Source organism: Cellulosilyticum sp. WCF-2 (assembly GCF_003990395.1).
GTDB classification, from domain to species: domain Bacteria; phylum Bacillota; class Clostridia; order Lachnospirales; family Cellulosilyticaceae; genus Cellulosilyticum; species Cellulosilyticum lentocellum.
Map to the genome: position 1 here is coordinate 3,279,156 of NZ_CP034675.1, position 25,249 is coordinate 3,304,404.

At 33.9% G+C, this 25,249-nt stretch carries 29 protein-coding genes; all 29 read right to left on the reverse strand.

Annotated features, from left to right (window positions below; genetic code table 11):
- Positions 1-20 precede the first annotated feature (20 nt).
- The 29 genes from infB to fliQ all read right to left on the reverse strand — a co-directional run bounded on the left by infB (position 21) and on the right by fliQ (position 25,244).
- Positions 21-2,120 (reverse strand): translation initiation factor IF-2, encoded by a 2,100-nt coding sequence (gene infB / locus EKH84_RS14685; protein ID WP_127066870.1) that lies wholly within the window; start codon positions 2,118-2,120, stop codon positions 21-23.
- Positions 2,121-2,137: 17 nt separating this feature from the next.
- Positions 2,138-2,449: a L7Ae/L30e/S12e/Gadd45 family ribosomal protein gene (locus EKH84_RS14690; protein ID WP_013657414.1), complete on the reverse strand. Its 312-nt coding sequence runs from the start codon at positions 2,447-2,449 to the stop codon at positions 2,138-2,140.
- On the reverse strand, positions 2,436-2,711 hold the full coding sequence (gene rnpM, locus EKH84_RS14695) for an RNase P modulator RnpM (RefSeq protein ID WP_013657415.1): 276 nt from the start codon (positions 2,709-2,711) through the stop codon (positions 2,436-2,438). Before rnpM ends, EKH84_RS14690 begins: the two co-directional genes overlap by 14 nt.
- 4 nt (positions 2,712-2,715) lie before the next feature.
- Positions 2,716-3,846, reverse strand: coding sequence for a transcription termination factor NusA (gene nusA / locus EKH84_RS14700; protein WP_127066871.1), 1,131 nt, complete (start codon positions 3,844-3,846; stop codon positions 2,716-2,718).
- 31 nt (positions 3,847-3,877) lie between these two features.
- Positions 3,878-4,339, reverse strand: coding sequence for a ribosome maturation factor RimP (gene rimP / locus EKH84_RS14705; RefSeq protein WP_013657417.1), 462 nt, complete (start codon positions 4,337-4,339; stop codon positions 3,878-3,880).
- Between the two features lie 175 nt (positions 4,340-4,514).
- The gene (gene ispG / locus EKH84_RS14710; protein WP_127066872.1) at positions 4,515-5,573 is read right to left on the reverse strand and encodes a flavodoxin-dependent (E)-4-hydroxy-3-methylbut-2-enyl-diphosphate synthase; all 1,059 of its coding nucleotides are present in this window, start codon (positions 5,571-5,573) and stop codon (positions 4,515-4,517) included.
- Positions 5,570-6,601: a M50 family metallopeptidase gene (locus EKH84_RS14715; RefSeq protein ID WP_127066873.1), complete on the reverse strand. Its 1,032-nt coding sequence runs from the start codon at positions 6,599-6,601 to the stop codon at positions 5,570-5,572. The genes ispG and EKH84_RS14715 overlap by 4 nt, the downstream gene beginning before the upstream one ends.
- Entirely contained in the window at positions 6,598-7,761 is a 1,164-nt protein-coding gene (locus tag EKH84_RS14720; protein ID WP_127066874.1) for a 1-deoxy-D-xylulose-5-phosphate reductoisomerase, read from the reverse strand. Before EKH84_RS14720 ends, EKH84_RS14715 begins: the two co-directional genes overlap by 4 nt.
- 9 nt (positions 7,762-7,770) lie before the next feature.
- Positions 7,771-8,580, reverse strand: a complete 810-nt coding sequence (locus tag EKH84_RS14725) for a phosphatidate cytidylyltransferase (protein WP_013657421.1) — start codon at positions 8,578-8,580, stop codon at positions 7,771-7,773.
- A gap of 11 nt (positions 8,581-8,591) precedes the next feature.
- Positions 8,592-9,308 (reverse strand): isoprenyl transferase, encoded by a 717-nt coding sequence (locus EKH84_RS14730; protein ID WP_013657422.1) that lies wholly within the window; start codon positions 9,306-9,308, stop codon positions 8,592-8,594.
- Between the two features lie 83 nt (positions 9,309-9,391).
- Complete coding sequence (gene frr / locus EKH84_RS14735) at positions 9,392-9,946, reverse strand: ribosome recycling factor (RefSeq protein ID WP_013657423.1); 555 nt, start codon at positions 9,944-9,946, stop codon at positions 9,392-9,394.
- Positions 9,947-9,965: 19 nt separating this feature from the next.
- Positions 9,966-10,673 carry a UMP kinase gene (gene pyrH, locus EKH84_RS14740; RefSeq protein ID WP_127066875.1) on the reverse strand — a complete coding sequence of 236 codons (708 nt, stop codon included), beginning with the start codon at positions 10,671-10,673 and terminating at the stop codon, positions 9,966-9,968.
- Between the two features lie 109 nt (positions 10,674-10,782).
- On the reverse strand, positions 10,783-11,691 hold the full coding sequence (gene tsf, locus EKH84_RS14745; RefSeq protein ID WP_013657425.1) for a translation elongation factor Ts: 909 nt from the start codon (positions 11,689-11,691) through the stop codon (positions 10,783-10,785).
- A 24-nt stretch (positions 11,692-11,715) separates the two neighbouring features.
- Positions 11,716-12,459, reverse strand: coding sequence for a 30S ribosomal protein S2 (gene rpsB, locus EKH84_RS14750; RefSeq protein WP_013657426.1), 744 nt, complete (start codon positions 12,457-12,459; stop codon positions 11,716-11,718).
- A gap of 147 nt (positions 12,460-12,606) precedes the next feature.
- On the reverse strand, positions 12,607-13,110 hold the full coding sequence (locus tag EKH84_RS14755; RefSeq protein WP_127066876.1) for a hypothetical protein: 504 nt from the start codon (positions 13,108-13,110) through the stop codon (positions 12,607-12,609).
- A gap of 4 nt (positions 13,111-13,114) precedes the next feature.
- Positions 13,115-13,555, reverse strand: coding sequence for a DUF6115 domain-containing protein (locus EKH84_RS14760; RefSeq protein WP_013657428.1), 441 nt, complete (start codon positions 13,553-13,555; stop codon positions 13,115-13,117).
- An 11-nt stretch (positions 13,556-13,566) separates the two neighbouring features.
- Positions 13,567-13,872, reverse strand: coding sequence for a hypothetical protein (locus tag EKH84_RS14765; RefSeq protein ID WP_127066877.1), 306 nt, complete (start codon positions 13,870-13,872; stop codon positions 13,567-13,569).
- A 25-nt stretch (positions 13,873-13,897) separates the two neighbouring features.
- Entirely contained in the window at positions 13,898-14,647 is a 750-nt protein-coding gene (locus tag EKH84_RS14770) for a FliA/WhiG family RNA polymerase sigma factor (RefSeq protein WP_127066878.1), read from the reverse strand.
- A gap of 22 nt (positions 14,648-14,669) precedes the next feature.
- Entirely contained in the window at positions 14,670-15,164 is a 495-nt protein-coding gene (locus tag EKH84_RS14775) for a chemotaxis protein CheD (RefSeq protein WP_013657431.1), read from the reverse strand.
- Positions 15,161-15,784, reverse strand: a complete 624-nt coding sequence (locus EKH84_RS14780; RefSeq protein ID WP_013657432.1) for a chemotaxis protein CheC — start codon at positions 15,782-15,784, stop codon at positions 15,161-15,163. Before EKH84_RS14780 ends, EKH84_RS14775 begins: the two co-directional genes overlap by 4 nt.
- Positions 15,785-15,794: 10 nt before the next feature.
- On the reverse strand, positions 15,795-16,256 hold the full coding sequence (locus EKH84_RS14785; protein WP_127066879.1) for a chemotaxis protein CheW: 462 nt from the start codon (positions 16,254-16,256) through the stop codon (positions 15,795-15,797).
- 12 nt (positions 16,257-16,268) lie between these two features.
- The gene (locus tag EKH84_RS14790) at positions 16,269-18,302 is read right to left on the reverse strand and encodes a chemotaxis protein CheA (protein WP_127066880.1); all 2,034 of its coding nucleotides are present in this window, start codon (positions 18,300-18,302) and stop codon (positions 16,269-16,271) included.
- On the reverse strand, positions 18,292-18,927 hold the full coding sequence (locus EKH84_RS14795; protein WP_013657435.1) for a CheB methylesterase domain-containing protein: 636 nt from the start codon (positions 18,925-18,927) through the stop codon (positions 18,292-18,294). The genes EKH84_RS14790 and EKH84_RS14795 overlap by 11 nt, the downstream gene beginning before the upstream one ends.
- An 89-nt stretch (positions 18,928-19,016) precedes the next feature.
- Positions 19,017-19,892 carry a MinD/ParA family protein gene (locus tag EKH84_RS14800; RefSeq protein ID WP_127066881.1) on the reverse strand — a complete coding sequence of 292 codons (876 nt, stop codon included), beginning with the start codon at positions 19,890-19,892 and terminating at the stop codon, positions 19,017-19,019.
- Positions 19,885-21,030, reverse strand: coding sequence for a flagellar biosynthesis protein FlhF (gene flhF, locus EKH84_RS14805; protein WP_127066882.1), 1,146 nt, complete (start codon positions 21,028-21,030; stop codon positions 19,885-19,887). The genes EKH84_RS14800 and flhF overlap by 8 nt, the downstream gene beginning before the upstream one ends.
- Positions 21,027-23,066, reverse strand: coding sequence for a flagellar biosynthesis protein FlhA (flhA, locus tag EKH84_RS14810; RefSeq protein WP_127066883.1), 2,040 nt, complete (start codon positions 23,064-23,066; stop codon positions 21,027-21,029). Before flhA ends, flhF begins: the two co-directional genes overlap by 4 nt.
- A gap of 2 nt (positions 23,067-23,068) precedes the next feature.
- Entirely contained in the window at positions 23,069-24,187 is a 1,119-nt protein-coding gene (gene flhB, locus EKH84_RS14815; protein ID WP_127066884.1) for a flagellar biosynthesis protein FlhB, read from the reverse strand.
- Complete coding sequence (gene fliR / locus EKH84_RS14820) at positions 24,184-24,969, reverse strand: flagellar biosynthetic protein FliR (protein ID WP_127066885.1); 786 nt, start codon at positions 24,967-24,969, stop codon at positions 24,184-24,186. Before fliR ends, flhB begins: the two co-directional genes overlap by 4 nt.
- Before the next feature lie 11 nt (positions 24,970-24,980).
- Complete coding sequence (fliQ, locus tag EKH84_RS14825; RefSeq protein WP_127066886.1) at positions 24,981-25,244, reverse strand: flagellar biosynthesis protein FliQ; 264 nt, start codon at positions 25,242-25,244, stop codon at positions 24,981-24,983.
- Between the last annotated feature and the right edge of the window lie 5 nt (positions 25,245-25,249).

Genomic DNA, 25,249 nt, shown 5'->3' on the forward strand with positions numbered 1-25,249 from the left:
CCACATCCTTTTGAGGAGATTTATCTAGGAACCTCTTCCATAATGAAGGCTTCTACAGTGTCACCTTCTTTAATATCATTGTATTTTTCAAACATAACACCACATTCATAGTTAGTTGCTACTTCTTTAGCATCATCTTTGAATCGTTTAAGGGAGGCAAGATGTCCTTCATAAACAACAATACCATCACGCACAATACGTACTCCCGCATTTCTTACCATTTTACCATCTGTTACATAAGCCCCACCAATAGTACCAACACCAGACACCTTAAAGGTTTGACGAATTTCAGCATGACCAATTACTTTTTCTACAAACTCTGGATCAAGCATTCCCTTCATCGCAGCTTTAATATCATCTATGGCATTATAAATAACACGATATAATCTTACATCTACTTCTTCACGATCAGCATAAGCTTTTGTAGCAGCTTCTGGACGTACATTAAATCCGATAATAATAGCCCCTGATGCAGATGCTAATTGAACATCTGATTCTGTAATCGTTCCTACCCCGCCATGGATTGTTCTAATTCTTACTTCTTCGTTGCTTAATTTTTCTAAGCTTTGACGCACTGCTTCTACAGAGCCTTGAACATCTGCTTTAATGATAATATTAAGTTCTTTCATTTTCCCTTCTTGAATTTGAGTAAAGAGATCATCTAAAGAAACTTTATTTGGTGTTTGACCAATCATTTGTACACGGCCTTGTGCTTTAATACGTTCAGCTACTTGACGTGCTTGTTTATCACTATTAGCTACATAGAACATATCTCCACCTATTGGTACCTCAGATAAACCTAAAATTTCAACTGGCATTGATGGACCTGCTTTTTTCACTGATTTACCTTTACTGTCAACCATGGCTCTTACACGTCCATACGCAGCACCTGCTACAATCGGATCGCCAATTTGAAGTGTTCCACTTTGTACAAGAACAGTTGCTACTGGCCCTCTTCCTTTATCGAGTTGAGCTTCAATAATCGTACCACGTGCCTTACGTCTTGGATTGGCTTTAAGATCACCCATTTCCGCTACAAGAAGTACCATTTCTAATAAGTTGTCGATGCCTTGGTGCTTAAGTGCAGACACAGGTACACAAATAACATCGCCACCCCAGTCTTCTACAAGTAAGCCTTGATCAGATAGTTCTTGTTTAACACGATCTGGATTTGCTCCTGGTTTATCAATTTTATTCATTGCTACAATAATTTGTACATTAGCTGCTCTAGCATGATTAATCGCTTCAATCGTTTGAGGCATTACCCCATCATCAGCTGCGACTACTAAAATAGCAATATCTGTTACTTGTGCGCCTCTCATACGCATTGCAGTGAAAGCCTCATGTCCTGGTGTATCTAAGAAAGTGATTTTTTCACCATTTAAACTAATAGAAGATGCACCGATATGCTGTGTAATACCACCTGCTTCTCCTGATGTTACATGAGTTGAACGAATAGCATCTAATAATGATGTTTTACCATGGTCAACGTGTCCCATAACAACTACAACTGGAGGGCGTTTTTCTAAGTCTTTTTCATCATCAATGACTTCTCCAAAGACTTCTTCCATAACATCTTTTTCTTCTTCTGGTTCTACAATAATATCATATTCTTCTGCAAGTTCAGCAGCTAACGCATAATCAATTTCTTGATTGATTGTAGCAATAGTACCTCTCTTCATCAATTTTTTTATAATTTCAGTAGAAGGTACGCTCAATTCTGCTGCAAAATCCTTGATTGAGATACGTACTGGTAATTGAATTACTTTAATTTCATCTGTTATATTTTCCGGTTCATTTTTTGGTTGATTATTCATATTTTTATTTTCTTTTACGCCTTTCTTATTCTTTTTACTTTTCTTGCCCTCAGTTTTAATTATTTCCTCTGTTGCTGCTACCTCTGTTTGTATAACTTGGTCTGCAGTTTCATTATGCTCTACTTCTGGGGCTGCTTTTTCACTCACTTCTTTATAATAATTAATAATTAATTCAGCTTCTTCATCTTCTAAAGTACTCATATGGCTATGTACTTCAAAACCATATTCCTTTAGTTTATCCATGATTTCCTTACTTGTAAGTTCTAATTGTTTGGCTACTTCATATACTCTTATCTTAGACATATATCTACCTCCAAATGTTATTGACTCTTACTTATCATCTCGTCGATCTTCTTTGCGAAATTTTCATCAACAATCGCAATAACTGCACGGGGCTCTTTTCCAAGTATACTTCCTAATTTTTCTTTTGTTCCCCATTCCTTACAAGAAATGTTTCTATAACCACTTTTATCATTAAAAAGTTTTTTTGTATTATGAGATGCATCTTCTGCTATAATAACAAGTTTAGCTTCTTGTTCTAAAACAGCCTGTTTTGCAGCAAATTCACCTGCAACTAATTGTCTTGCTTTTTGACACAAGGCAATCATTTGATAAATTCTATTCTCCATCATAATTATCAAACTCTTTTCTAAGTTGTTCATAAATACTTTTATCTACTGCCATTTTAAAAGAACGCTCTAGACCTTTATTTTTTTCTGCTTGCGTTAGGCAAGCTTTATTTGGGCAGATATATGCGCCTCTACCTGGTTTCTTCCCATGAAAGTCTAAAGAAAAGTTACCTTCTTGATCTCTTACAATACGAATCATTTCTTTTTTGTTTTTCATTTCATTACAACCCGTACATTTACGTAAAGGAATTTTTCTTTGTTTCATAGGCCTATTCCTCTACTTCTTCATTAACTTCTACACTTTTAATGTCAATCTTAAAACCGCAAAGTTTTGCTGCTAAACGTACATTTTGTCCGCCCTTACCAATAGCTAATGTTAAAATATGTGAAGGTACAATGACTTTAGCATTTCTTTCCCCTTCAGTTTCTTCTAACTCTACATCAATGACTTTAGCAGGACTTAGTGCTTCTCTGATAAATTCTTTTGGATCTTCACTCCAATGAACAACATCTATCTTTTCACCATTAAGTTCTTGAACAATATTATTAATACGTTTACCTTTTTCTCCAACACAAGCCCCAACTGGATCTACTAATGGATCATTCGAATAAACAGCTATTTTTGTACGAGAACCTGCTTCTCTTGCAATGCTTTTAATCACTACAGTCCCATCTTTGATTTCTACCACTTCTTGTTCAAATAAGCGTTTAACTAATTCTGGGTGAGTACGAGATACAATAACTTGTGCACCTGCATTTTTAGATTTACCATCTAGTTTATTCTCATTTTTATTAAAGTCTTTTACGTTTAATAAATAAAAGGCTTTATAAGCGCCTATGCCATCATTCATTTCCATTTGTTCATCAAAATTATCATTTGGCATAGCTTCCGTAGATGGGAGAGATGCTTCTGTAAAATCAAGTTGAACAATATAACCATTCTTTTCTCTTCTTAAAACTTTACCTTTAACAATATCATTTAATTTTACACTGTATTCTTCATACACCATTTGGCGTTCTGCTTCTTTAATCTTTTGAATAACAACTTGCTTAGCATTTTGTGCTGCAATACGTCCAAAATTTCTTGGTGTAATTTCAATGTCAATAATGTCATCTAATTGTACAAGTCTATTTAAATTTTGTGCTTCTGTAATACCAACTTCTAATAACTCGTTTGTCACTTCTTCGTCTGGCACCACTGTTTTTGCAGCAAATACTTTAACATCTCCTGTTTTCTCATCAATATTAATTTTGATGTTTTGTTTACCATTGGTGCTGATACCAAAATGCTTTTTACAAGCTACTTCAATGGATTGTTTAATGGCATCGATTAATTTTTCCTTATTAATTCCTTTTGATTTTGCAATTTGATCAATTGCCATAATGAACTCTTGATTCATTTTTATCCTCCTCCAAATTTTTCCTTATCTTCTAAAAGGTAATAGCTAGTCTTACAACAGCTACATTTTTCATTTCAAATTCAAGATTAGTTCCTTCATCGTCAATGTATAGCTTATCTTCGGTCTTTTTAATTAACTCACCTGTAAAATGCTTTTGTTTGTTAATAGCTTCATAAAGTTTTACATCTACTAAACGCCCTTTAAATCTCTCAAATTCCTTATCCTTTTTTAAAACACGGTCAAGTCCTGGAGAACTTACCTCTAATACATAAGGATCTTTAATAGGATCTTTTTCATCTAGTACCTTCTCTATAGCACGACTAGTAAGCTGACAATCTTGGATAGTGATGCCACCTTCTTTATCAATATAGATTCTTAAATAATAGTTTGGTCCCTCTTTTACATATTCTACATCAACCAGTTCATAATGTAGCTCAGCGAGTATTGGATCTAGGTATCCTTCTATTACTTCAATAAGTTCTTTTTTATTCATACTCTCATCCTCTCATACCCTATAGTTTTGCATAAACTCAATTATATATACATCTAAACAATACGAAAGAGTGGGTAAAAACCCACTCTTTCTCACACGTTCATGATTATAATGACTAAATTATATCAGCTTTTGACTGAAAAATCAACCCTCATGTATGATAAACTTAAAAAGCTTACATTTGATTAACTTCTGCCATAAAAGCATCAAATAATTCATCTTCCTTGACCTTCTTTAATATCTGTCCTTTTTTAAAAATAAGGCCTTCACCTTTTCCACCAGCAATCCCTATATCAGCTTCTCTCGCTTCTCCAGGTCCGTTAACAACGCATCCCATAACAGCTATTTTAAGTGGCTTCTTAATATGCTTTGTAGCTTTTTCTACACGATTAGCAAGTTCTATTAACGCCACTTCTGTTCTTCCACAAGTAGGGCAAGAAATAATTTCAACACCATAATGACCTAGGCCTAGTGATTGAAGCACATTTTGTGCACATTCAATTTCTTTTAGCGGATCATCTGATAAAGAAACCCTTATAGTATCTCCTATACCTCTAGATAAAATAGCACCTAAGCCTACTGAAGATTTAATAGTTCCTTTATACAGTGTTCCTGCCTCAGTTATCCCTACATGAAGTGGGTAGTTATAGCGCTCTGCAAAAGTTGTATAAGTTTCTATTGCCAATGGTACATTTGAAGCTTTTAGCGATACAATAATATCCTTAAAGTCTAACGCTTCCAGAATACGAATATGCTCACTGGCACTTTCTACCATAGACTCAGCATTAACACCACCGTATTTCTCTAAATTAGCCTTACTAATAGATCCAGAGTTAACGCCTATCCTTATTGGAATGTGATAAGCCTTGGCTTTCTCAACTACAGCTTTTACTTTTTCTTCATTTCCTATATTTCCAGGATTAATTCGTAATTTATTAATACCATTTTCTATAGCCATTAAAGCAAGACGATAATCAAAATGAATATCTGCTACTAATGGAATATGAATACGTTTTACTATAGTTTCAATAGCTCTTGCTGCTTCTTCATGAGGAACAGCTACACGAACCATTTCACAGCCTGCTTCTTCTAATTCTAAAATTTGAGCCACTGTACTTTCTACGTCTTGAGTTTTCGTATTAGTCATGGACTGAATCACAATAGGATTACCGCCACCAATAACGATATCCTTAACGTGTACAGGGCGTGTATTTTCTCTTGTATTTAATATCATAAGCTTATCCTCATAAAATCATTATAAATAAGTACAACTGTTAAAATCATCAATAAAACAAATCCAATAAAATGAACTGCTCCTTCCTTTTCAGGAGGAACTGGTTTACCTCTCAGCATTTCTACTAGCACAAATACAATACGTCCTCCATCTAAAGCTGGTAATGGGAATAAGTTGACTACTGCAAGATTAGCTGATAATGCTGCTGCTATAGTCATCATATTTAAAATAGCTATACTTAAACCACCACTTTGCATACTCGTATCCCATATCTCTGCGCTCTGATTCACAACGCCTACAATACCTGATAATTGATTCATGCCTACAGCACCCGTGAAAAGATCAACAAATGCCTTCCACACCTGAGCTATGATTAAGCAAGCCCAAATAACACCGCTTTTAATGTTTTCCCATATATTAAAATGAATAAAAGTAGGTGAAAATCCCAAACGTGAACGTTCTTCTTTAGGCATCCATTTAGAAGTAATAGGTGTCGTAAATGTTTCACTTCCTCGTTTTACAGTAAGTGTATATGCTTTTTCTTCTTTTTCTAAAACCTTAGATATGTCAGATAAACGCTCTACTTTATGACCATCAATAGCAATAATTTGATCCCCTACCTTTAGCCCTGCTTGTACTGCTGGCATATCAGCCTCTAAAGAAGCTATTTCATTACTTCCATATCCTTGGTAACCCACTACAATACTTAAAAGGACACAAGCTAATACAAAATTCATAATAGCACCAGCACTAACAATCAGTAACTTTTGCCAAGGTTTTTTAGCAGCCATTGCTCTAGGATTTACAGACTCTCCTACTTCTTCTTCCATACTGCAAAATCCACCAATAGGAAGTAATCTTATGGAGTAAACCGTTTCACCTTTTTTTGTTGACCATAATATAGGCCCCATTCCAACTGCGAATTCATGAACCAAAACCCCACATTTTTTAGCAGTAATGTAGTGTCCCCACTCATGAACAATAACAATACAGGCAAACATTAATATAATCATAATGACTTTTATCAAAGTTCAGTCACCTTCTTTCTACTATATTCCCTAGCCCATTCATCACACCCTAGTATATCTTCTAAGGTTGGCCTATTTATACATATGTGCTTTTCCATCACCATATGTATAATTTTAGGAATATCTAAAAATCTTATCTGCTTATTTAAAAAACTAGCCACTACCACCTCATTAGCTGCATTTAAAACAGCTGGCATCGTTCCTCCTATTTCTAATGCATCATACGCAAATTGCAAACAAGGGAATAAATTCTTCTTAGGCGCCTCAAAACTTAATGTTCCAATACTGGCGAAATCCAGTGACTTAATATAGGATGCATCAGTACGCTCTGGATAATACAATGCATAAGCGATAGGATGCCTCATATCAGGCTGTCCTAACTGTGCAATTGTAGAACCGTCGATATATTCTACCATAGAATGAACAATACTTTCTTTGTGTACAATAACATCAATTTGACTTGGCTCTACATCAAATAAATATCTTGCTTCTATCACCTCTAGCCCCTTATTCATTAAAGATGCTGAATCAATGGTAATTTTACTCCCCATTGCCCAATTAGGGTGTTTAAGTGCCGCTTCTACTGTCACTTGCTCTAACTGCTCTTTTGTATAAGTCCTAAAGGGCCCTCCAGACGCTGTTAGAATTAATTTTGACACACTCTTATGCTCATTACCTCTAAGGGCCTGAAATATAGCAGAGTGCTCACTATCTACTGGTAAAATGTCTACTTTATTTTCTTTAGCTGAACGCATCACCAATTCTCCTGCAGTAACCAGCGTTTCCTTATTAGCTAAAGCAATTGTTTTGCCTGCTTTAATGGCTGCTAAAGTGGGGAGTAACCCAATCATTCCTACCACAGCTGTAACAATCATATCTGCAGATTCTAAAGTGGCTAATGTTACTAACCCTTCCTCTCCACTTATAACTTCTGTATGAATCTGCTTTACTTTTAAGCGCTCTTCTAATAAAGTCGCCTTTTCCGGAAGCATTACACATACTACTTGCGGTTTAAAGGCAATAATTTGCTCTTCAAGTAAGTCTATATTACTATAAGCTGCTAAACCCACTACTTGTATATCCTTATTTCTTCCTACTACATCTAAGGTTTGTGTTCCAATAGACCCTGTAGAGCCTAAAATAACTATTTTCTTTTGCATTTTTTACTCCTATCTCATGATGTTTTCAGCAACTAATACCGCTGTATAAATAGCAGGTGCAACAAATAACAAGCTATCGAATCGATCTAGTATACCACCATGTCCTGGCAAGAGATATCCAAAATCCTTCTCCTTAAAATAACGCTTAATGGCAGATGCAGCTAAATCACCTATTTGAGATAATATCGCACTTAAGATCACCGCTATTACTACTAAAACCATATATCCTCTTAGCTCTGCTGAACTATATGAAGTATAAATCATTGTATAAATATACCCTATAACACCGGCTCCTAATACCCCTCCTATACTACCTTCTATCGTTTTTTTAGGACTTAACTGAGGCGCTAATTTATGTTTGCCGATTGTAATGCCTGTAAAATAGGCACATGTATCAGATCCCCATGAGCTAATAGGAATAAGCCAAACCCAAAACATGCCATACTCTATATCTCGAATTAAGGCAATAAAGCTAAATAATAAACTCGTATAAAGTACTGGAAAAAGAGTGAGTGCTACATCTATTATAGAATACTTAGGATATTTTATAACCATTACTGTTAGAAGCAATACAACTATCAAACCTATAAAAATAAGAAAGTAATTTTGTACCCACTCAAAAAAAAGATAGTACATACCAATTACACTATATCCTAACCACTTAATAGGCTTATAGTTCTCTCTCATTACATGGTACATCTCATATAAAGCAATACCACTTACGACTAGCATTGCTACTTTTAACCATGTACCACCTAGTAATAATACAATTATAACAAGGGGAATTCCTAAAACAGCTGTGATAATTCTTGTAAGCACGTCACTTCCTCCTATTCGCTTTTTCCAAATCTTCTTTGTCTTTCATTAAAAGCATCTATAGCCTTATCTAGTTCCTTTGTATTAAAATCGGGCCATAAGCATGATGCAAAATAAAATTCAGTATAGCTTAATTGCCATGGCAAAAAATTACTTGTTCTCATTTCACCACTAGTTCGAATCAATAAATCTGGTTCTGGCATTCCTTTTGTATCTAGATAATCTTCAAAGCAAACTTCATTAATGTCAGCTATATCTAATTTATTCTGCTTCACTTGTTCAGCTATTTTCTTACAAGCTCTTACAATTTCATCTCTTCCACCATAGTTAAAAGCCATATTAAAACAAATGCCCGTTTTATCCTTTGTCATTTCTTCTAACTGAATCACTTTTTCTTTAATACGCTTAGGAATAACCGTTGCTTCTAAATCCCCTATAGCTCTAAAACGATTCATATCTCCACTTGCTTTCTTAATATGATTGTCTAAATATCTTTCAAACAAGTTCATTAGTCCAGCAACTTCTTCCTCAGGTCTCTTCCAATTTTCAGTTGAAAACGCATAGACTGTTAAGTATTTGACACCTATCTTCTCAGCATGTTTAATAATACTTTCTAATGTCTTCGTCCCTCTTCTATGTCCTTCATTTCTTGGCAAACCTCTTTCTTTAGCCCATCTACCATTACCATCCATAATAACTGCAATATGCTCAGGTATTTTTCTATTTGACATGCCTGATTCCTCCTATACTAAAAAGCTCCTCTTATCAAGAGGAGCAATTCTTATTAGCATTCATTTGGGTGTTTAATAGGCCCTTATACAGATAAAATTTCTTTACTCTTCTTATCCACTAATGCATCAATTTCACCAACAAATTTATCTGTTAATTTTTGTACTTCTTTTTCTGCTACTTCCACTTCATCTTTTGTCATTTCATTAGCTTTTTCCATCTTTTTAAAGGTTTCAAGTGCATCACGTCTGATGTTCCTAATGGCAATTTTAGAGTTTTCGCCTTTTTTCTTAATATCCTTAGTTAAATCCTTACGACGTTCTTCTGTAAGTTCTGGAAATACAAGACGAATAACTTTTCCATCATTAGTAGGATTGATACCTAAATCTGACTCATTAATAGCTTTTTCAATTGCTTTTAATAAAGTACCTTCCCAAGGTTGAATTTGTAAAACACGAGCTTCAGGTACTGTAATATTTCCTACTTGCTGTACTGGTGTAGCAACACCGTAATAATCTACAGTAAGGCGATCTAATACGTGTGGATTAGCTCTACCTGCACGAATAGTTGCTAATTCATCAGCAAATGCACCTAGTGATTTATTCATTTTTTCTTGACATTTGTTTAACTCTTGCTTCATTAAATATCCTCCTTATAATCTACCCTTCTATATAAATGGTTGTACCCATTTTATCTCCATTAGCTACTTTAACAATACTTTGCTCCGCACCTAAATCAAAAACAACAATAGGTAACTTTTGTTCAATGCATAAAGCGGCTGCAGTTGTATCAATTGCTTTTAAGTCTCGCTTTAACATTTCTTGACATGAAAGACGATCATATTTCTTAGCATTCGGATTTGTCTTAGGATCACTATCATAAACACCATCAATATTTTTAGCAAATAATAATGTATCTACTTCAATCTCACAACCTCTTAAAGCAGCACCTGTATCAGTTGAAAAGAATGGATGGCCTGTTCCACCTGCAAAGAAAACAATTTTACCTGCTTCTAAATCCGAAATGGCTTGATCCTTAGAAAATAATTCTGTCATACTACCTATTTCAAATGGTGTTTGTACACTAGCTTTTAATCCTTGGCTACGACACACATCTGCCACATAAATAGCATTCATGACTGTTGCTAACATTCCTATTTGATCAGCTTTAGTGCGATCCATATCTCCTGAAGTTCGTCCTCTCCAGAAGTTTCCTCCACCAATAACAACAGCTACCTCTATACCATTGCTAATAAGTACTCCAAGTTGTTTAACAACTCCTGCAATGATTTCATGATCAAAGCCTCTTCCTTGTTCTCCAGCTAAGGCTTCACCACTTAATTTTACTAAGACACGTTTATATTTCATCGTCATTTCCTCCTGCTACCACTACTCTATCATAAATAGTTATTTATTTCTAGATGTATTTTTAACTTTATGCCCATAAAAAAGGGGCACTCTTGTGCCCCCATTTTTATTAACCTTGAATTTGTTTTGCAACTTCTTCAGCAAAGTTCTCTTCTTTTTTCTCGATTCCTTCACCAGTTTCAAAACGAACAAATGTTTTTACTGCATCTGCACTACCAAGTTCAGCTGCAACATATTTACCAACTGTGAAGTCTGGGTCTTTAACATATTCTTGTTCAAGTAAGCAGATTTCTTTAAGTTGTTTATTAAGTCTACCAATAACCATTTTTTCAATGATATTTTCTGATTTCCCTGGATTTTCATTAAGTGCTTGATGCATTAAAATTTCTTTTTCATGAGCTTTCTTTTCTTCTGATACTTGATCAACAGAAACAAACTCTGGATTAACAGCAGCAACTTGCATTGCTACATTTCTTGCTACTTCATGAGCTTTTTCACCTTCAGCCGCTACTTCAACTACTACTACGATTTTACCACCACCATGTGTATATGCAGCAAGTGTACCATCTGTAGAAATTTTTTGGAAACGACGAATTGTTAAGTTTTCACCGATTGTAGCAACTTTTTCTGTTAATACATCACCAACAGTTTTAGATGCATCTGATGGCCAAGCAAGAGCTTTTAATGCTTCAACATCTGCAACATCGTTATTTAAAACAATTTGTGCTACTTCATTAACAAATGATACGAATTGATCATTTTTAGCAACGAAGTCTGTTTCAGAGTTAACTTCTACGATAGCAGCTGTTTTACCATCTGCAGAAATCGCTTCTTTTACAAGACCTTCTGCAGCAATACGGTCAGCTTTTTTAGCAGCTTTAGCTAAACCATTTTCACGTAAGTATTCGATAGCTTTTTCCATGTCACCGTTTACTTCGTTTAATGCTTTTTTGCAGTCCATCATACCTGCTTGTGTTCTTTCACGTAATTCTTTTACCATAGCAGCTGTAATTGCCATTTTTGTTCCCTCCAAATTATATAATTATTCAGCGATTACTTCTTCAGTAGCTTCTACTACTGCTTCTGTAGATGCTTCAAAAATTTCACCTTGGTTTGCTTCAATAATAGCATCAGCCATTTTAGCAACGATTAATTTTACGGCACGAATAGCATCATCATTACCTGGAATTACGTAGTCTACTTCTTCTGGATCACAGTTTGTATCTACGATAGCTACTACTGGAATCCCTAAAATATGAGCTTCTTGAATAGCAATTCTTTCTTTGCGTGGATCAACTACGAACATAAGGCTTGGAAGTTCTTTCATTTCTTTGATACCACCAAGATTTTTTTCAAGTTTATCCATTTCTTTACGAAGTTCAATTACTTCTTTTTTAGGAAGTACTTCGAATGTACCGTCTTGTTCCATTGTCTCTAATTGTTTAAGTCTAGCAACACGGCTTTTAATTGTAGAGAAGTTTGTAAGCATACCACCTAACCATCTATTGTTTACGTAGTACATACCACTTCTTTCTGCTTCAGATTTAATTGATTCTTGAGCTTGTTTTTTAGTTCCTACGAATAATACCTTACCGCCTTCAGCTGCAGCTTCACGAATAACATTGTATGCTTCGTCAACTTTTTTAGCTGTTTTTTGTAAGTCGATAATGTAGATACCATTTCTTTCTGTGAAGATGTATTCTTTCATTTTTGGATTCCATCTTCTTGTTTGGTGACCAAAATGTACACCTGCTTCTAATAATTGTTTCATTGAAATTACACTCATTGTAATACCTCCTGGTTTTTTCCTCCGTACATATTAAATACTTGTGGACTATATTAGCACCCCACAAGTACATCTATATACGTGCGTTTTTCTGAATGATTATATCATACTTGTACAACAAGTTCAATCGTTTTATAAACATTTTATTTAGTTATTTAGAAGTATTGATAAAATTTCCTCATAAGTTACTATTTTAGGAAAAGTTATCTTCCCATGCTTTAACTTTGTCGTCTTTTTATTTTGTTTAAGAAAATTAATAAAAGCTTTTGAATCATCTATAATTCCCGCATCTTCTAAAATACCTGCAATTTCTGTTGCATTAGACATAGACGGAATATATATTTCTATTTCTTCGGGTATTTCTTCAGGTATTTGTGCATTCACTTCTAATCTATCTGTCTCCGACGAATCTTGATTTGATACTTGAATTTCATCTTTATATTTTTCTGTTTTATATTCTTCTACTTTTTCATTGTCTGGTTTTATTTCCTCATCTTGATTATTTGTTTCTATTGGCTCTAACTCCTCTGTACTACTCACACTTATTTTGTATTCTTGAACATTTAAGGTGCAAATAGTTCCCACAATGCCAGATAAAATGATGCCACAACCAAATCCTAATAACCAATATGTCATTTTTATTTGTTTCATATGTTTATCTCATATTATAAAGTGAAAGAATAAGTTTCACTTCTCCTACACCTTTCTTCAGATTTTTGGCAATCATTTCTATACTTTCACCATTCTCATAGTGTTTAACAATCTCATCATAAAGTTTTTCATTTGTCATCTGCCGTTTCTGGTGTTCTTTAGTAGATTGTTGCAGGTGGTCTGCCTCTAAATCTGTTTGTTTTCTTAAAATATTAACTAATAAGTCACGAAATCCTTGATTCTTCTTTTCTTCTTCTTCTAGAAAATAGCTAAATAATTCTTCCAAATCATTAGTTTGCTGTCCTTGTTCTTTATTCAAAGTAACATAGTGATTATCTGATTCTTGATGATTGGCTAAACGAATCACACTAATAATAATAAAAACGACCCCCACAACAATCCACAACAAACATATAATAGGCATTGTATCTATTGTTATACTCATTTTTTCTCCTTTTAAATTCTGGCATCAAAATGTGTTGTTTGCTCTTTTATCGCTTCTTTATTTTCCTTCTTTTTACTCTTATTGTTTCTTTTTTCCTCTTCGTTATGCTGTCCCTTTTTCTTTTTATTGAGTTCATTATCTATTTTTTCATCATGCTGAACTTCCTTAACAACTTCTCTTTTCTCTTTAGTTTCTTTCTGCAGAAGATGTGCAAACTGCATCTGTTGCATCTCTTCTCCTTGCCTATGAGCTTGTTGCCTGTTTGAAATTTCTTGAGATTGCTGATAAATAGTTTGTGTATCTATAGGACGCAGCATAGTTTCACTCCTTATATCTGCTATTTTATAAAGGTACTACAAAATGGTGTTTTTGCATATACGCTCGTAATCTAGAAACTGCTTTCGTATGTAATTGAGACACTCTAGACTCTGATACTTCTAGTACATGGCTAATTTCCTTTAATGTTAACTCTTCATAATAGTACAAGAATATAACCTTTTTCTCTCTTTCTGGTAAGCTATCAATAAACTCAGCCAACATTTCTTTTACTTCAGTATCCTCAATGTAATTCTCTGGAATAGGTGCACTAGGATCCTTAACAGATTCAAATTGATACATATATTCATCTATAGATATTAAGCTAGAAATATTCACTTCTTTTAAAAGTTCATTATATTCCTCAATGTTAATTTCTAAAAAGTCAGCCACCTCTTCATCCAATGGTTGCCTTCCTAATCTTCCTTCTAGCTCAATATACGCTTTATCAATATCTTTTTGTTTTTTCCTAAGTGTCCTTGGTACCCAGTCTAATTTCCTTATAGCATCTAATATAGCTCCTCTAATTCTTAGAGAAGCATATGTTTCAAATTTAACATTTTTCCCTGGGTCAAACTTATCCACAGCATCAATCAGGCCTAGTACACCATAACCGACAAGATCATCGCTATCTACGTATTGATTAAGATATATGCCTAATCTTCCAGCAACTAACTTAACAAGATAGACATAATGTTCTATCAAACTACTTTTAAGTGCTGTATCTCTTGTACTTACATATTCTGCCCAGACAGCATTCATATCCTTTTTTTCCATGCAAGAACCCCCATTATTACTCCTATATTTCTTTGATGCCATGACCAATTGTCTTAACACGAAAGATTCCTGTACTTGTATAAAGTTCTACTGTTCTTCCATAATTGCTCCCTGTATCTTGGCTTAAAATTGGAATATTATTGCTTTCTAATATTTGTATGACGGCATTGACATTACGTGTGCCAATACGCATCATATCATCCATATTTTTAAACTCAAACATATGAGCTCCTCCAGCAATCTTAGCAACTAACCTACTTTTTCTTGCCCCTTGCTCTACTAATTTATTAATAAGTGCCTCAATAGCTGTATCTGCAAATTTCGCTATATTACTATTATTTTTAATCTGCGTACTATCTGGAAGCATAATATGTGCTAAGCCGCCAATTTTTATAGTTGCATCATATAATGCAATTCCTACACATGAACCTAGTCCTAATGTTGTTAATATATCCGGATCTTTACCTGTATTCAAATCCGCCATACCTACTTTTATAATATTGGCTTCGCTACTCATATGTACACACCTAATGCATCTATGACTTTATTGTAAGCTTCATTATCAATGATAAGTATATATGTACCACTTAATATACCATTAACATCTCTAAAGGCAGTTTCAATGAATAACATGGTATTATCATTTCTAACAAATTCAATAGCAGGGTAACTTAATATAGCCCCTGCCATATCAATAGACATTTGAGGTATAGATACATCTAACTCTAATCCTGTAAATGTATTAAGGGCACTAAGATAAGAACCTGCTAAAATATTACCAGTTTCACATAATACCGAATGTCCTAATTCGTCTAATTCATTTAAATCCTGCATTTTTTTATCTAGCATCATATTTACTATTTTAGTAGCACTTTCAGGCTCTAATGCTAAAAGTAACATGGCATTAATGTCTCCATATACATTAATAATCATCCCAGCAATGACCTCTTCTGCATCACCTAAGACATCTGCTAGCTCCTGAATATTTTCTATTCTCACTCTAGCGACATTCATATCTAATGTACAACCAATAAGCTGTCCTAAAGATGTCATAGCATTGCCTGAAGCAATATTTCCCGCTTCACGTAGCATATCCATCTCTTCGCTTGTAATATCTTGATAATTGCGAGTCCCCAAGGTAATCCTCCTATCTTAATTCCTCGTTTTCAAAGGCTTCATCTATTATATTAGATAAGTTGAGTAAAGTTACAATATTTTCCTCAACCTTTCCAACGCCTAGTATATGACTTGTTTTCATTTTACCTTGTATATTTTGTACCGCTTCAATTTGATCATTTGCTATTTCAATGACTTCTTTCACTTCATCAACTATAATACCTACCATTGCATCTTCCAATTTTACAATAACAATTCTTGTCTTATCTGTATAATCTAAATGTTCTAATTCAAATTGCTCTCTTAAACTTATAACAGGAATAATCTCTCCTCTTAAATTCATAACGCCTTTTACACAAGCAGGAACTTTAGGCACACGCATAATAGATTTCATCTTTTCAATAATTTGCACGTTCTGAATATCAATTCCAAATAATTGCGTGTCTAACTTAAATACAATAAATTGTTGTATTGTCTCACTAATATGCTCCATTTTCTTTTCCTCCTATATAAGCGAATTAACATCTAAAATAAGTGCAACTTCACCATTTCCTAGTATAGTAGCTCCTGCAATAATATCTATTCCGCTTAAATATTTACCTAATGATTTAATAACAATTTCCTGTTGACCAATTAATGAATCAATAATAAAGCCAACTTGTTTCTCACCCTTCTTCACAATGACACCCATCATTAAGTCTTTATCTACTTCTTCTGGTAATCCTAATACGCTACGTAAACGTATGATTGGAATGATTTCATCTCTTACAACAATCACTTCTTGCTTTTGGACAAGCTTAATATCTTCTTTTCTTACATCTTCAATATTTTGAATATTACTTAATGGAATAGCATACTTTTCATCACCAATACTAATCATTAGTGCTTGAATAATAGCCAGTGTTAGCGGTAATCTAACAATAAATTTGCTTCCTTTACCAAGTTCTGTTTGTACCTCTACGTGTCCACCAAGTGAAGTAATCTTACTTTTAACTACGTCTAGGCCTACTCCCCTTCCTGATAAATCAGAGATTTTTTCAGCCATGCTAAAGCTTGGTCTAAAAAGGAGTTCTATCGCTTCATGTTCAGTCATCGTAGCTGCTTCTTCTTTCGTAACACTACCTTTTTCGATGGCTTTATTTTTAATTTTGTTAATATTAATACCCTTACCATCATCTTCAACTTCTATTACTACACTATTGCCATCTTGGTAGGCTTGCAACTTAATGGTTCCTTTTCTAGGTTTTCCTATACTCATACGTTCTTCTGTTGTTTCCAAACCATGGTCGGCTGCATTTCGAAGTAAGTGAATAAGTGGATCACCGATTTCATCAATTACAGTTCTATCAAGTTCTGTTTCTTCACCTGACATAACAAGTTCTATTTCTTTTCCAAGCTTTCTAGAAACATCACGAATCATACGTGGGAAGCGATTAAACACTGTTTCTACTGGAACCATTCTTACTTTCATAACTGCATCATGCAAACTAGTTGTAATACGTTCTAGGTACTCAACTGAATCATTATAATTATTGCTCGTTTCATTTTCTTTTACATTTAACCCCTCTAACTGAGTTTTAACTATAATAAGTTCACTTACTAAATTCATCAATGTATCTAAACGATCAATATTAACTCTTACTGTTTTACTTGATACTTGTTGTTTTGCGTTCTGTGCTGAATTATTCTCTTGGGTTTGTGAGGAGGAAGTATGCTCTTCTGATTGTTCTTGTTGTACGTTAGATTGAAAATTCTCTTCTGAAGCAAATGCATTAACAACTACTTTTTCTACTTCTGAAACGCCTAAAATAGTTTCTTCTATTTTTTGCTTAGTTTCTTTTGTAACAAATACAACAGAAAATTGACTTTCAAATTTTTCGTCTTCTATATCTTGCGTACTTGGTACACAATGTATAATCTCTCCTAATCGCTCAAGATCTGTAAAAATAACAAATGCTCTCGCTGACTTTAAAACACAATTTGCAGATAATTCTATCTCTACTTGAAAAACATTCATTCCCATGCTTAATGCATTATTCTTTACTAATTGTTGTGATTCAGGTAAGTCCATTAATGTTTGATCGCTAGGATTCTCTGCCTTTTCTTTAACTTCCTCGCTAGCCTGTGTATGTACAGTGGCAGTTGGTGATTTATCTTCATTCTCTATAATTCTTCCTAGGGCTTTTACTAGTTCGGCATAATCTTCATTGCCTTCATTTGAAGTATTAGTTATCTCTTCTACATAATTTTCTAATGCATCTAAACTTTGAAAAAGAGTATCTACTATACTAGAATTAACAGCAAGCTTACCCGCTCTAATTTCGGATAATACATTTTCTACTGTATGGGTCAATTTTTGCATCTTTACAAACCCCATAGTTCCTGCCATACCTTTGAGTGTATGTGCAACTCTAAAAATAGCATTTAAAGTTTCTATATCATCAGGATTGTTTTCTAGATTAAGTAGATTTTCATTTAGAGTTTGTAAATTATCTTTTGATTCTTCAATAAATATTTGTAAGTATTGACTAACGTCCATGATTATCCCCCACTATTCTTTTTATTATTTGTGTAATATTCTCTGCAGATGCAATATAATCTGCCAAACCAGCATTTGCTATAGCTTTAGGCATACCATAAACCGTAGATGAAGCCTGATCTTGAGCAATCACTTCACACGGATATGTTCGTTTTAAATCACTTACGCCTTCCAACCCATCTGAACCCATTCCTGTCATAATGACAGCAATCATTTTTTTACTGCAACTTTTTAACTCTGCTAAAGAACTCATCATAATGTTTACAGAAGGCTTATGCCCTTTATAAGGAAGGTCATCTGTAATATTAATTTGCGGTCTTAATCCATTAATAATCTTAAGTTGCTTTCCTCCAGGTGCTATATAAACCGTACCTCTTTTTAAGACTTCCTCATGTTCGGCTTCTTTTACTTCTAATGCACTTAAACTATTTAATCTAGCCGCTAGATTTTTAGTAAATCCTTGTGGCATATGTTGTACAATTAAATAGGTTGCAGATAAATTCTGTTCTAGAGTAGGTATAATTTGACTTAATAGTTTGGGTCCACCTGTTGATATTCCCATAGCAATAATATACTCATATTGTTGCTCTTCTATGGTTGCAGCATTTCTACTTATCTGACTCATTTATCTAATCTCCTATAATCTCAAGTATACTTATACTATATCTACTTTAGTTGTTTATTTTTATGTATTCTCTTTTAATATGAGTATTTTTAATGACTAAATATTTTTTTAAATCGACTTACCCAATTTTCCTTTTTAATCGTTTGCTTAGATTTATCTCCTAAAATGATTCTTCCTATTTGATAATACGCCATACTAGACTTTGCTTGACGATTATATTCAAATACTGGGACCTGTTCTTTAACAGACCTAAATAATTGTTCATCATATGGAACAAATCCTCCATATTGGATAGGACGTTTTAAAAAGTGCTCTGTTACATAATAAAGTTTATGAAATACTTCATGCGCTTCTTCTTGGGACATAGCTTTATTGACAATAACTTTAATAGTAGTATCTAAATCAAATTGGCCAATTAATGTTTTTATTAATGCATAACCATCTGTTATAGAAGTCGGTTCTGGCGTTACAATAATATAAACTTCATGAGCTAATTTGCAAAACTTAACGACAATATCATTAATGCCTGCTCCAGTATCTATAATGAGCATATTTGTTAAGCTGCTTAGTTCAGCTAATTGTGAACTAATTTTATCAATTTGATAAGTAGGTAAAAAATTCATATCTTTTATACCTGAGCCACCAGAAATAAAAGGAAGTCCATATTTACTCGTTGTTACTAGATCATAAATATGACATTGTCCTTTAATAAGATGCGACAAATTAAACTTTGGCCTCTCACCTAAAATAATTTCCACATTAGCTAGCCCAAAATCTGCATCTAAGATAATTGGTTTTTGCCCCAGTACTTGCATAGCCAGTCCGAGATTGACACTAAAATTACTTTTTCCAACGCCACCCTTGCCACTTGCAACTGTTATAATCCTCATATCCTCTTGCTGTGCAAACTTATTTACTTCATTTATTCCTACCATTTGTCTAAGTGCTTCAGCTTGATCATTCATTACTTATTCTCCCTAACAAATCTGTTATATACTCGTCTTTATTAAATATTTTTATATCAGCCGGTACATTTTGACCGTTCGTTAAATACATGATTGGCTTTTTAGCATAATAACCAATATTAACAACGTTACCTATTTCGTCTGTTTCATCAAGCTTTGTAATGATTAAATCAAATTCTGATTCTGCCTTCTCATAAGTATTTACAATGGCTACTACATCTTTTGCTGCTGTACTCGCATTTAATACTAAAAACACTTGTTTTTTTTCTACATTTTTCATCAAGGCTTTAAGCTCTTTTACTTGTTCCTCATTCTTATGCGAACGCCCAGCTGTATCTATGAGTATATAATCCATATGCTTCCACTTTTCTATGTACTGTGGCAACTCTGCTTCATTATAAATAACTTCTATTTCTACGCCTAAAATATCTGCATAAGTTTTTAGCTGTTCAACAGCAGCAATTCTATACGTATCTGCTGTAAACAAAACTACTTTCTTATGCTCTTCTAATACATATTTTGCTGTTAGCTTAGCTAATGTAGTTGTTTTTCCTACACCTGTGGATCCAATGAAGAAAATAATCTGTGCCAGATCCTTTTCTTCTTTTTCACGTAGTGATTTCTCTAGTTCTGAATAAATTTTACGGATCATTTCTTCTGGAGATTCATCACTCATTCCTTCTAAGTATTGGGTACAAATCTCTTCTTTTAATCCTAATTGGACTAATTTTGCTTTCAAATAATTCAGCCATTTATTGTCAGCTTCTAATGTATCATTATCAGAGTCCTTCTTATCTTCTAACTGTACTTGTTTTATGGTACCAATCTCTCTTTGCAACTGATTTAATTGGTCTTTTAGGCCCAATAATACTTCATAAGATTCCTCTTTTAATTTCTCATTTGATTCTGCTACTAAGTTACCTCTTGGTATTTCTTCTATTGCCTTTTTATCTTGTTCTAATTCATCTTCATCTTTTACTGCAATAGTAATAATTGTTTTTGGCGTTTTAAACCACTTTGTGAGTCCGCTCTGTTCTTCTTGCTGTGTACTCAGTATAACAGCCTGGTTACCATATTCTTTTTCTATTTCTTTTAGTATTTTTTCCTCTGACTTTCCTTTTAATTTAAGTATTCTCATGCAATGCTCACCATCCCTATTGACTGAATCTCTACATCTTGTTCAATTTCGTTGTATGAAATAACAATTAAATCTGGCATATACTGTTCAGTCAAATGCTTAAAATAAATTCTCACAATAGGTGAAGTCAAAATAATAGGTTGTAATCCTACAGAAGTTAATTTATTCACTTCTCTTTTCAATTGATTCATTAGATTTTGAACTACTTTAGGATCTAATGCAACATATGCACCTTGCTCTGTGTGTTGTACACTAGACATAATCTGCTGCTCAACAGTTGGATCGAGTGTAATCACTTGGTTTGTTGGCAGTGTAAATAATTTCCTTGAAATAGCTCTTGCTAGTCCTTGTCTTACATATTCAGTTAATACATCTGTATCGCGTACACTTGTTGCATAATCTGCTAATACTTCACATATTGTTACTAAATCTCTAATAGAAATGCCCTCTTTTAATAAGTTACCTAGTACCTTTTGAATATCTCCAACGCTAAGTAGTTTTGGTGTTAATTCACTAATTAAGGTTGGATGTGTCTCTGCCACATTATTAATAAGTGTTTGTACATCTTGCCTACTAAGTAGCTCATGTAAATGACGCTTAATAACCTCTGTTAAATGTGTTGCAATAATGGATGGACAATCTACTACTGTATATCCTTTCACCTCTGCTTTTTCTCTTTGCATCTCAGTAATCCATAACGCTGGAAGTCCAAAGGCTGGTTCTGTTGTGGCAATACCATCAATTTCCTCTTCAACATAGCCTGGATTCATTGCCATATAGTGATCGAACAAAATCTCTCCTTTTGCCACTTCTACACCTTTAATTTTGATACTATAGGCATTCGGAGCTAATTGAATATTATCTCTTAAACGTACGATAGGAACAATGCTCCCTAATTCTAACGCTATCTGTCTTCTAATCATAACAACGCGGTCTAAAAGATCTCCCCCCTGATGAACATCTGCAAGTGGGATAATACCATATCCAAATTCTAATTCAATAGGATCTACCTGTAATAAAGAAATGACATTTTCAGGTTTACGAATTTCTTCTGCAGCTTCATCTTCTGTATCTATTTCTGACTCTACTTCAGCAATTTTTTGCTGTTTATTCAGCCTTGATGCAATGAAGAACCAAACTGCTGCAATAGGTAATGTTACGACTACTCCCATAGGCGTGAATACGCCTAAAACAGTGATAGTAATACCTACAATAATTAATACCAGTGGAGACGAAAGTAATTGCTTCGTTAATGTGGTACTCATCTCTTGTTCTGTAGATGTCTTAGTTACTAAAATACCTGTAGCTGTAGAAATGAGCAATGAAGGAATGGCACTTACTAAACCATCACCTATGGTTACTATCGTATATTTTTGGAGGGCATCTGAGAATTCTAATCCCCCCATTGCAACCCCAATAATCATACCACCGATAACATTAACAAATGTAATTAAAATACCCACCATTGCATCATTCTTAACGAATTTTGCTGCACCATCCATAGAACCAAAGAAAGCTGCTTCATCTTGAATCTTCTTTCTTCTTTTTTTTGCTTCTGCTTCATCAATAAAGCCTGTGTTTAAATCAGCATCTATTGCCATTTGTTTACCAGGCATAGCATCTAAGGTAAATCTTGCTGTTACCTCTGCTACACGCTCAGATCCTTTGGTAATAACCTGCATATTAACAATGGTAATAATAATGAACATAATACATCCAATAACAATATCTCCACCTGCAACGAACTCACCGAATGCTTGAACAACTTCGCCTGCATAACCATCTCTTAAAATCATTCTTGTACTTGATAGGTTAAGACCTAATCGAAATAACGTTGTAAGTAATAGTAGTGTAGGAAATAACGATATATCTAATGGTTCTTTTGAAAAAAGTGCACTCATTAATATGATCGTTGATATAGAAATATTGATGATTAATAGTAAACTTAAGATAGTAGGTGGTAATGGAATGATAATTAAAAAAATGAGCCCTACCACAAAAAGCCCTAATACTATATCACCTGTTTTAAACTTCACAATTAGCTCCCCCTATTCATCTTTTTATGTTGTAAGTTATATATAAATGCTAAAACTTCTGCTACTGCTCCATATAGCTCTGGAGGGATTTCCTTATTCAAATCTACAGTATAGTAAAGTGCTCTAGCTAAAGGTTTATTTTCAACAATTTCAATATGATGCTCTTTTGCTTTCTCTTTTATCTTTTGTGCAACATAATCAACGCCTTTGGCCACTACTATAGGAGCCGTACCTTTTGATTCATCATACTTAATCGCTATTGCAAAGTGCGTAGGATTAGTAATAATAACATCTGCCTCAGGAATAGCTTGCATCATACGCCGCATTGAGCCTTCCCTCATTTTCTGCTTAATTTTAGATTTAATCTGAGGGTCTCCTTCTGCATTTTTATATTCTTCTTTTATCTCTTGCTTTGTCATTTTAATACTATCTGCATGCTTATAGCGTTGATAGACATAATCTAGGACAGCTAACATCAGAAAAGCTCCTCCTACAAAAAAACCAATTTGAACAACTGTCATGGCTATCGTATTCAAAATTTGTTCGATTGTTAATTCATAGAATCGCATGAAAATAGGAATCTTAGATAAAATAATATTATAAACTATAGCTCCTAGTACAATAACTTTTGCCGCAGATAAAATCAAGCTAACAATCATATCTTTTGAAACCATTCTTTTAATGCCGTTGATTGGATTCATTTTACTAAACTTAACTTTCATAGGTTCAAAGCTTACTTTGTATCCTACTTGTATATAACTCACTATAAATCCAATAATAAATAGGCAAATCCATAATGGCAAACAAATCCATAAAATATCAAATATGGCGCTTCTAAAAACGACAAGCATATAATTAGAAGTCACTGCATTAAAAACTTCACTGAGCCGATTCATGCTCGTTATGATACTTGTTTGAATACCTGAAAGCATATATCCTCCCAGTAACAAGCTTACTGCACAAAAACCAACGATTAAAACAGCTGTATTTAATTCAGCACTTTTTGCAACCTGCCCTTTTTTTCTAGCATCTTCTTTCTTTTTAGGCGTTGCTTTTTCTGTTCTTCCTTCACTTTCTGCTGAAAAGAATTGCAGATCTAAGCGATACTTTGTTTCAATCATAATGGCCTCATTCCTTGTATTAAATTCATGATAGTATTGACCATGTTATCAATAATAATCGTATTAAATCTAGGTACTAAACCAACTGTAGCAATAAGTAGTGCAAATAAAACGATAACCTTTAATGGAATACCAATAACAAACATATTCATTTGAGGTACAGTTCTAGCCAAAATGCCTAGGCCAAAATCAATTAATATTAAAAGCCCCAGCACTGGCATTGCTAGTTTAAATGAAATTAATAAATAGTTCCCTACGGTATCTATTATGCCTGTTACAAGATGAGTACCAAAGACCCCTTTGTTAATTGGAATTAATGTAAAGGTATCTATTAATGTTTTAATGAACCAATGATACCCTCCACTTAGTACAAAAATAGCACACAAGCATAAATTATAAAAACGACCTATTATAGGAGTTTGTACACCTCCTACAGGGTCTAAGGCCATACTCATTCCCAACCCTCCTTGTGTACTCCATAAACTGCCTATGAACTGGTAAATCTGAAAATAAATCTTTAGTATAAACCCAATAATCAAGCCTATAAGTATTTCCTTTACTAATAGTATGGTATAACTAATGAGTGTTGGCTCATAATAAACCTGATCCAAATCTGTAACCATAAAAACTGTCATCGCTAAACATAAACATAATCCTGAGATTGCCAATTTAGGTATTCTACTTTCCTCAATAATTGGCAAAAATAATACAGCCGCTATAATTCTACAAAAAATAATAAGTAGCACGTCTACATGTGCATATAAATAGACTAGATCTTCCATAGCATCCTTCCTTATAACAGTGTATTAAAGCTATTAAAAAGCCTTACAGTATATACTGTAAGCATATTAATGATCCATGACCCAAATATAATAATAGCTAAAAATACAGCTATTATTTTCGGAATAAATGCCAACGTCTGTTCTTGTATAGATGTAGCAGTTTGAAATATACTGATAATCAGCCCTACAACAAGTCCGGTTAACAAGATCGGAAGTGATACTTTAACAATCATCATTAATGCTTCTCTCATATAGTCCAAAACAATTTGTTCCATATCCT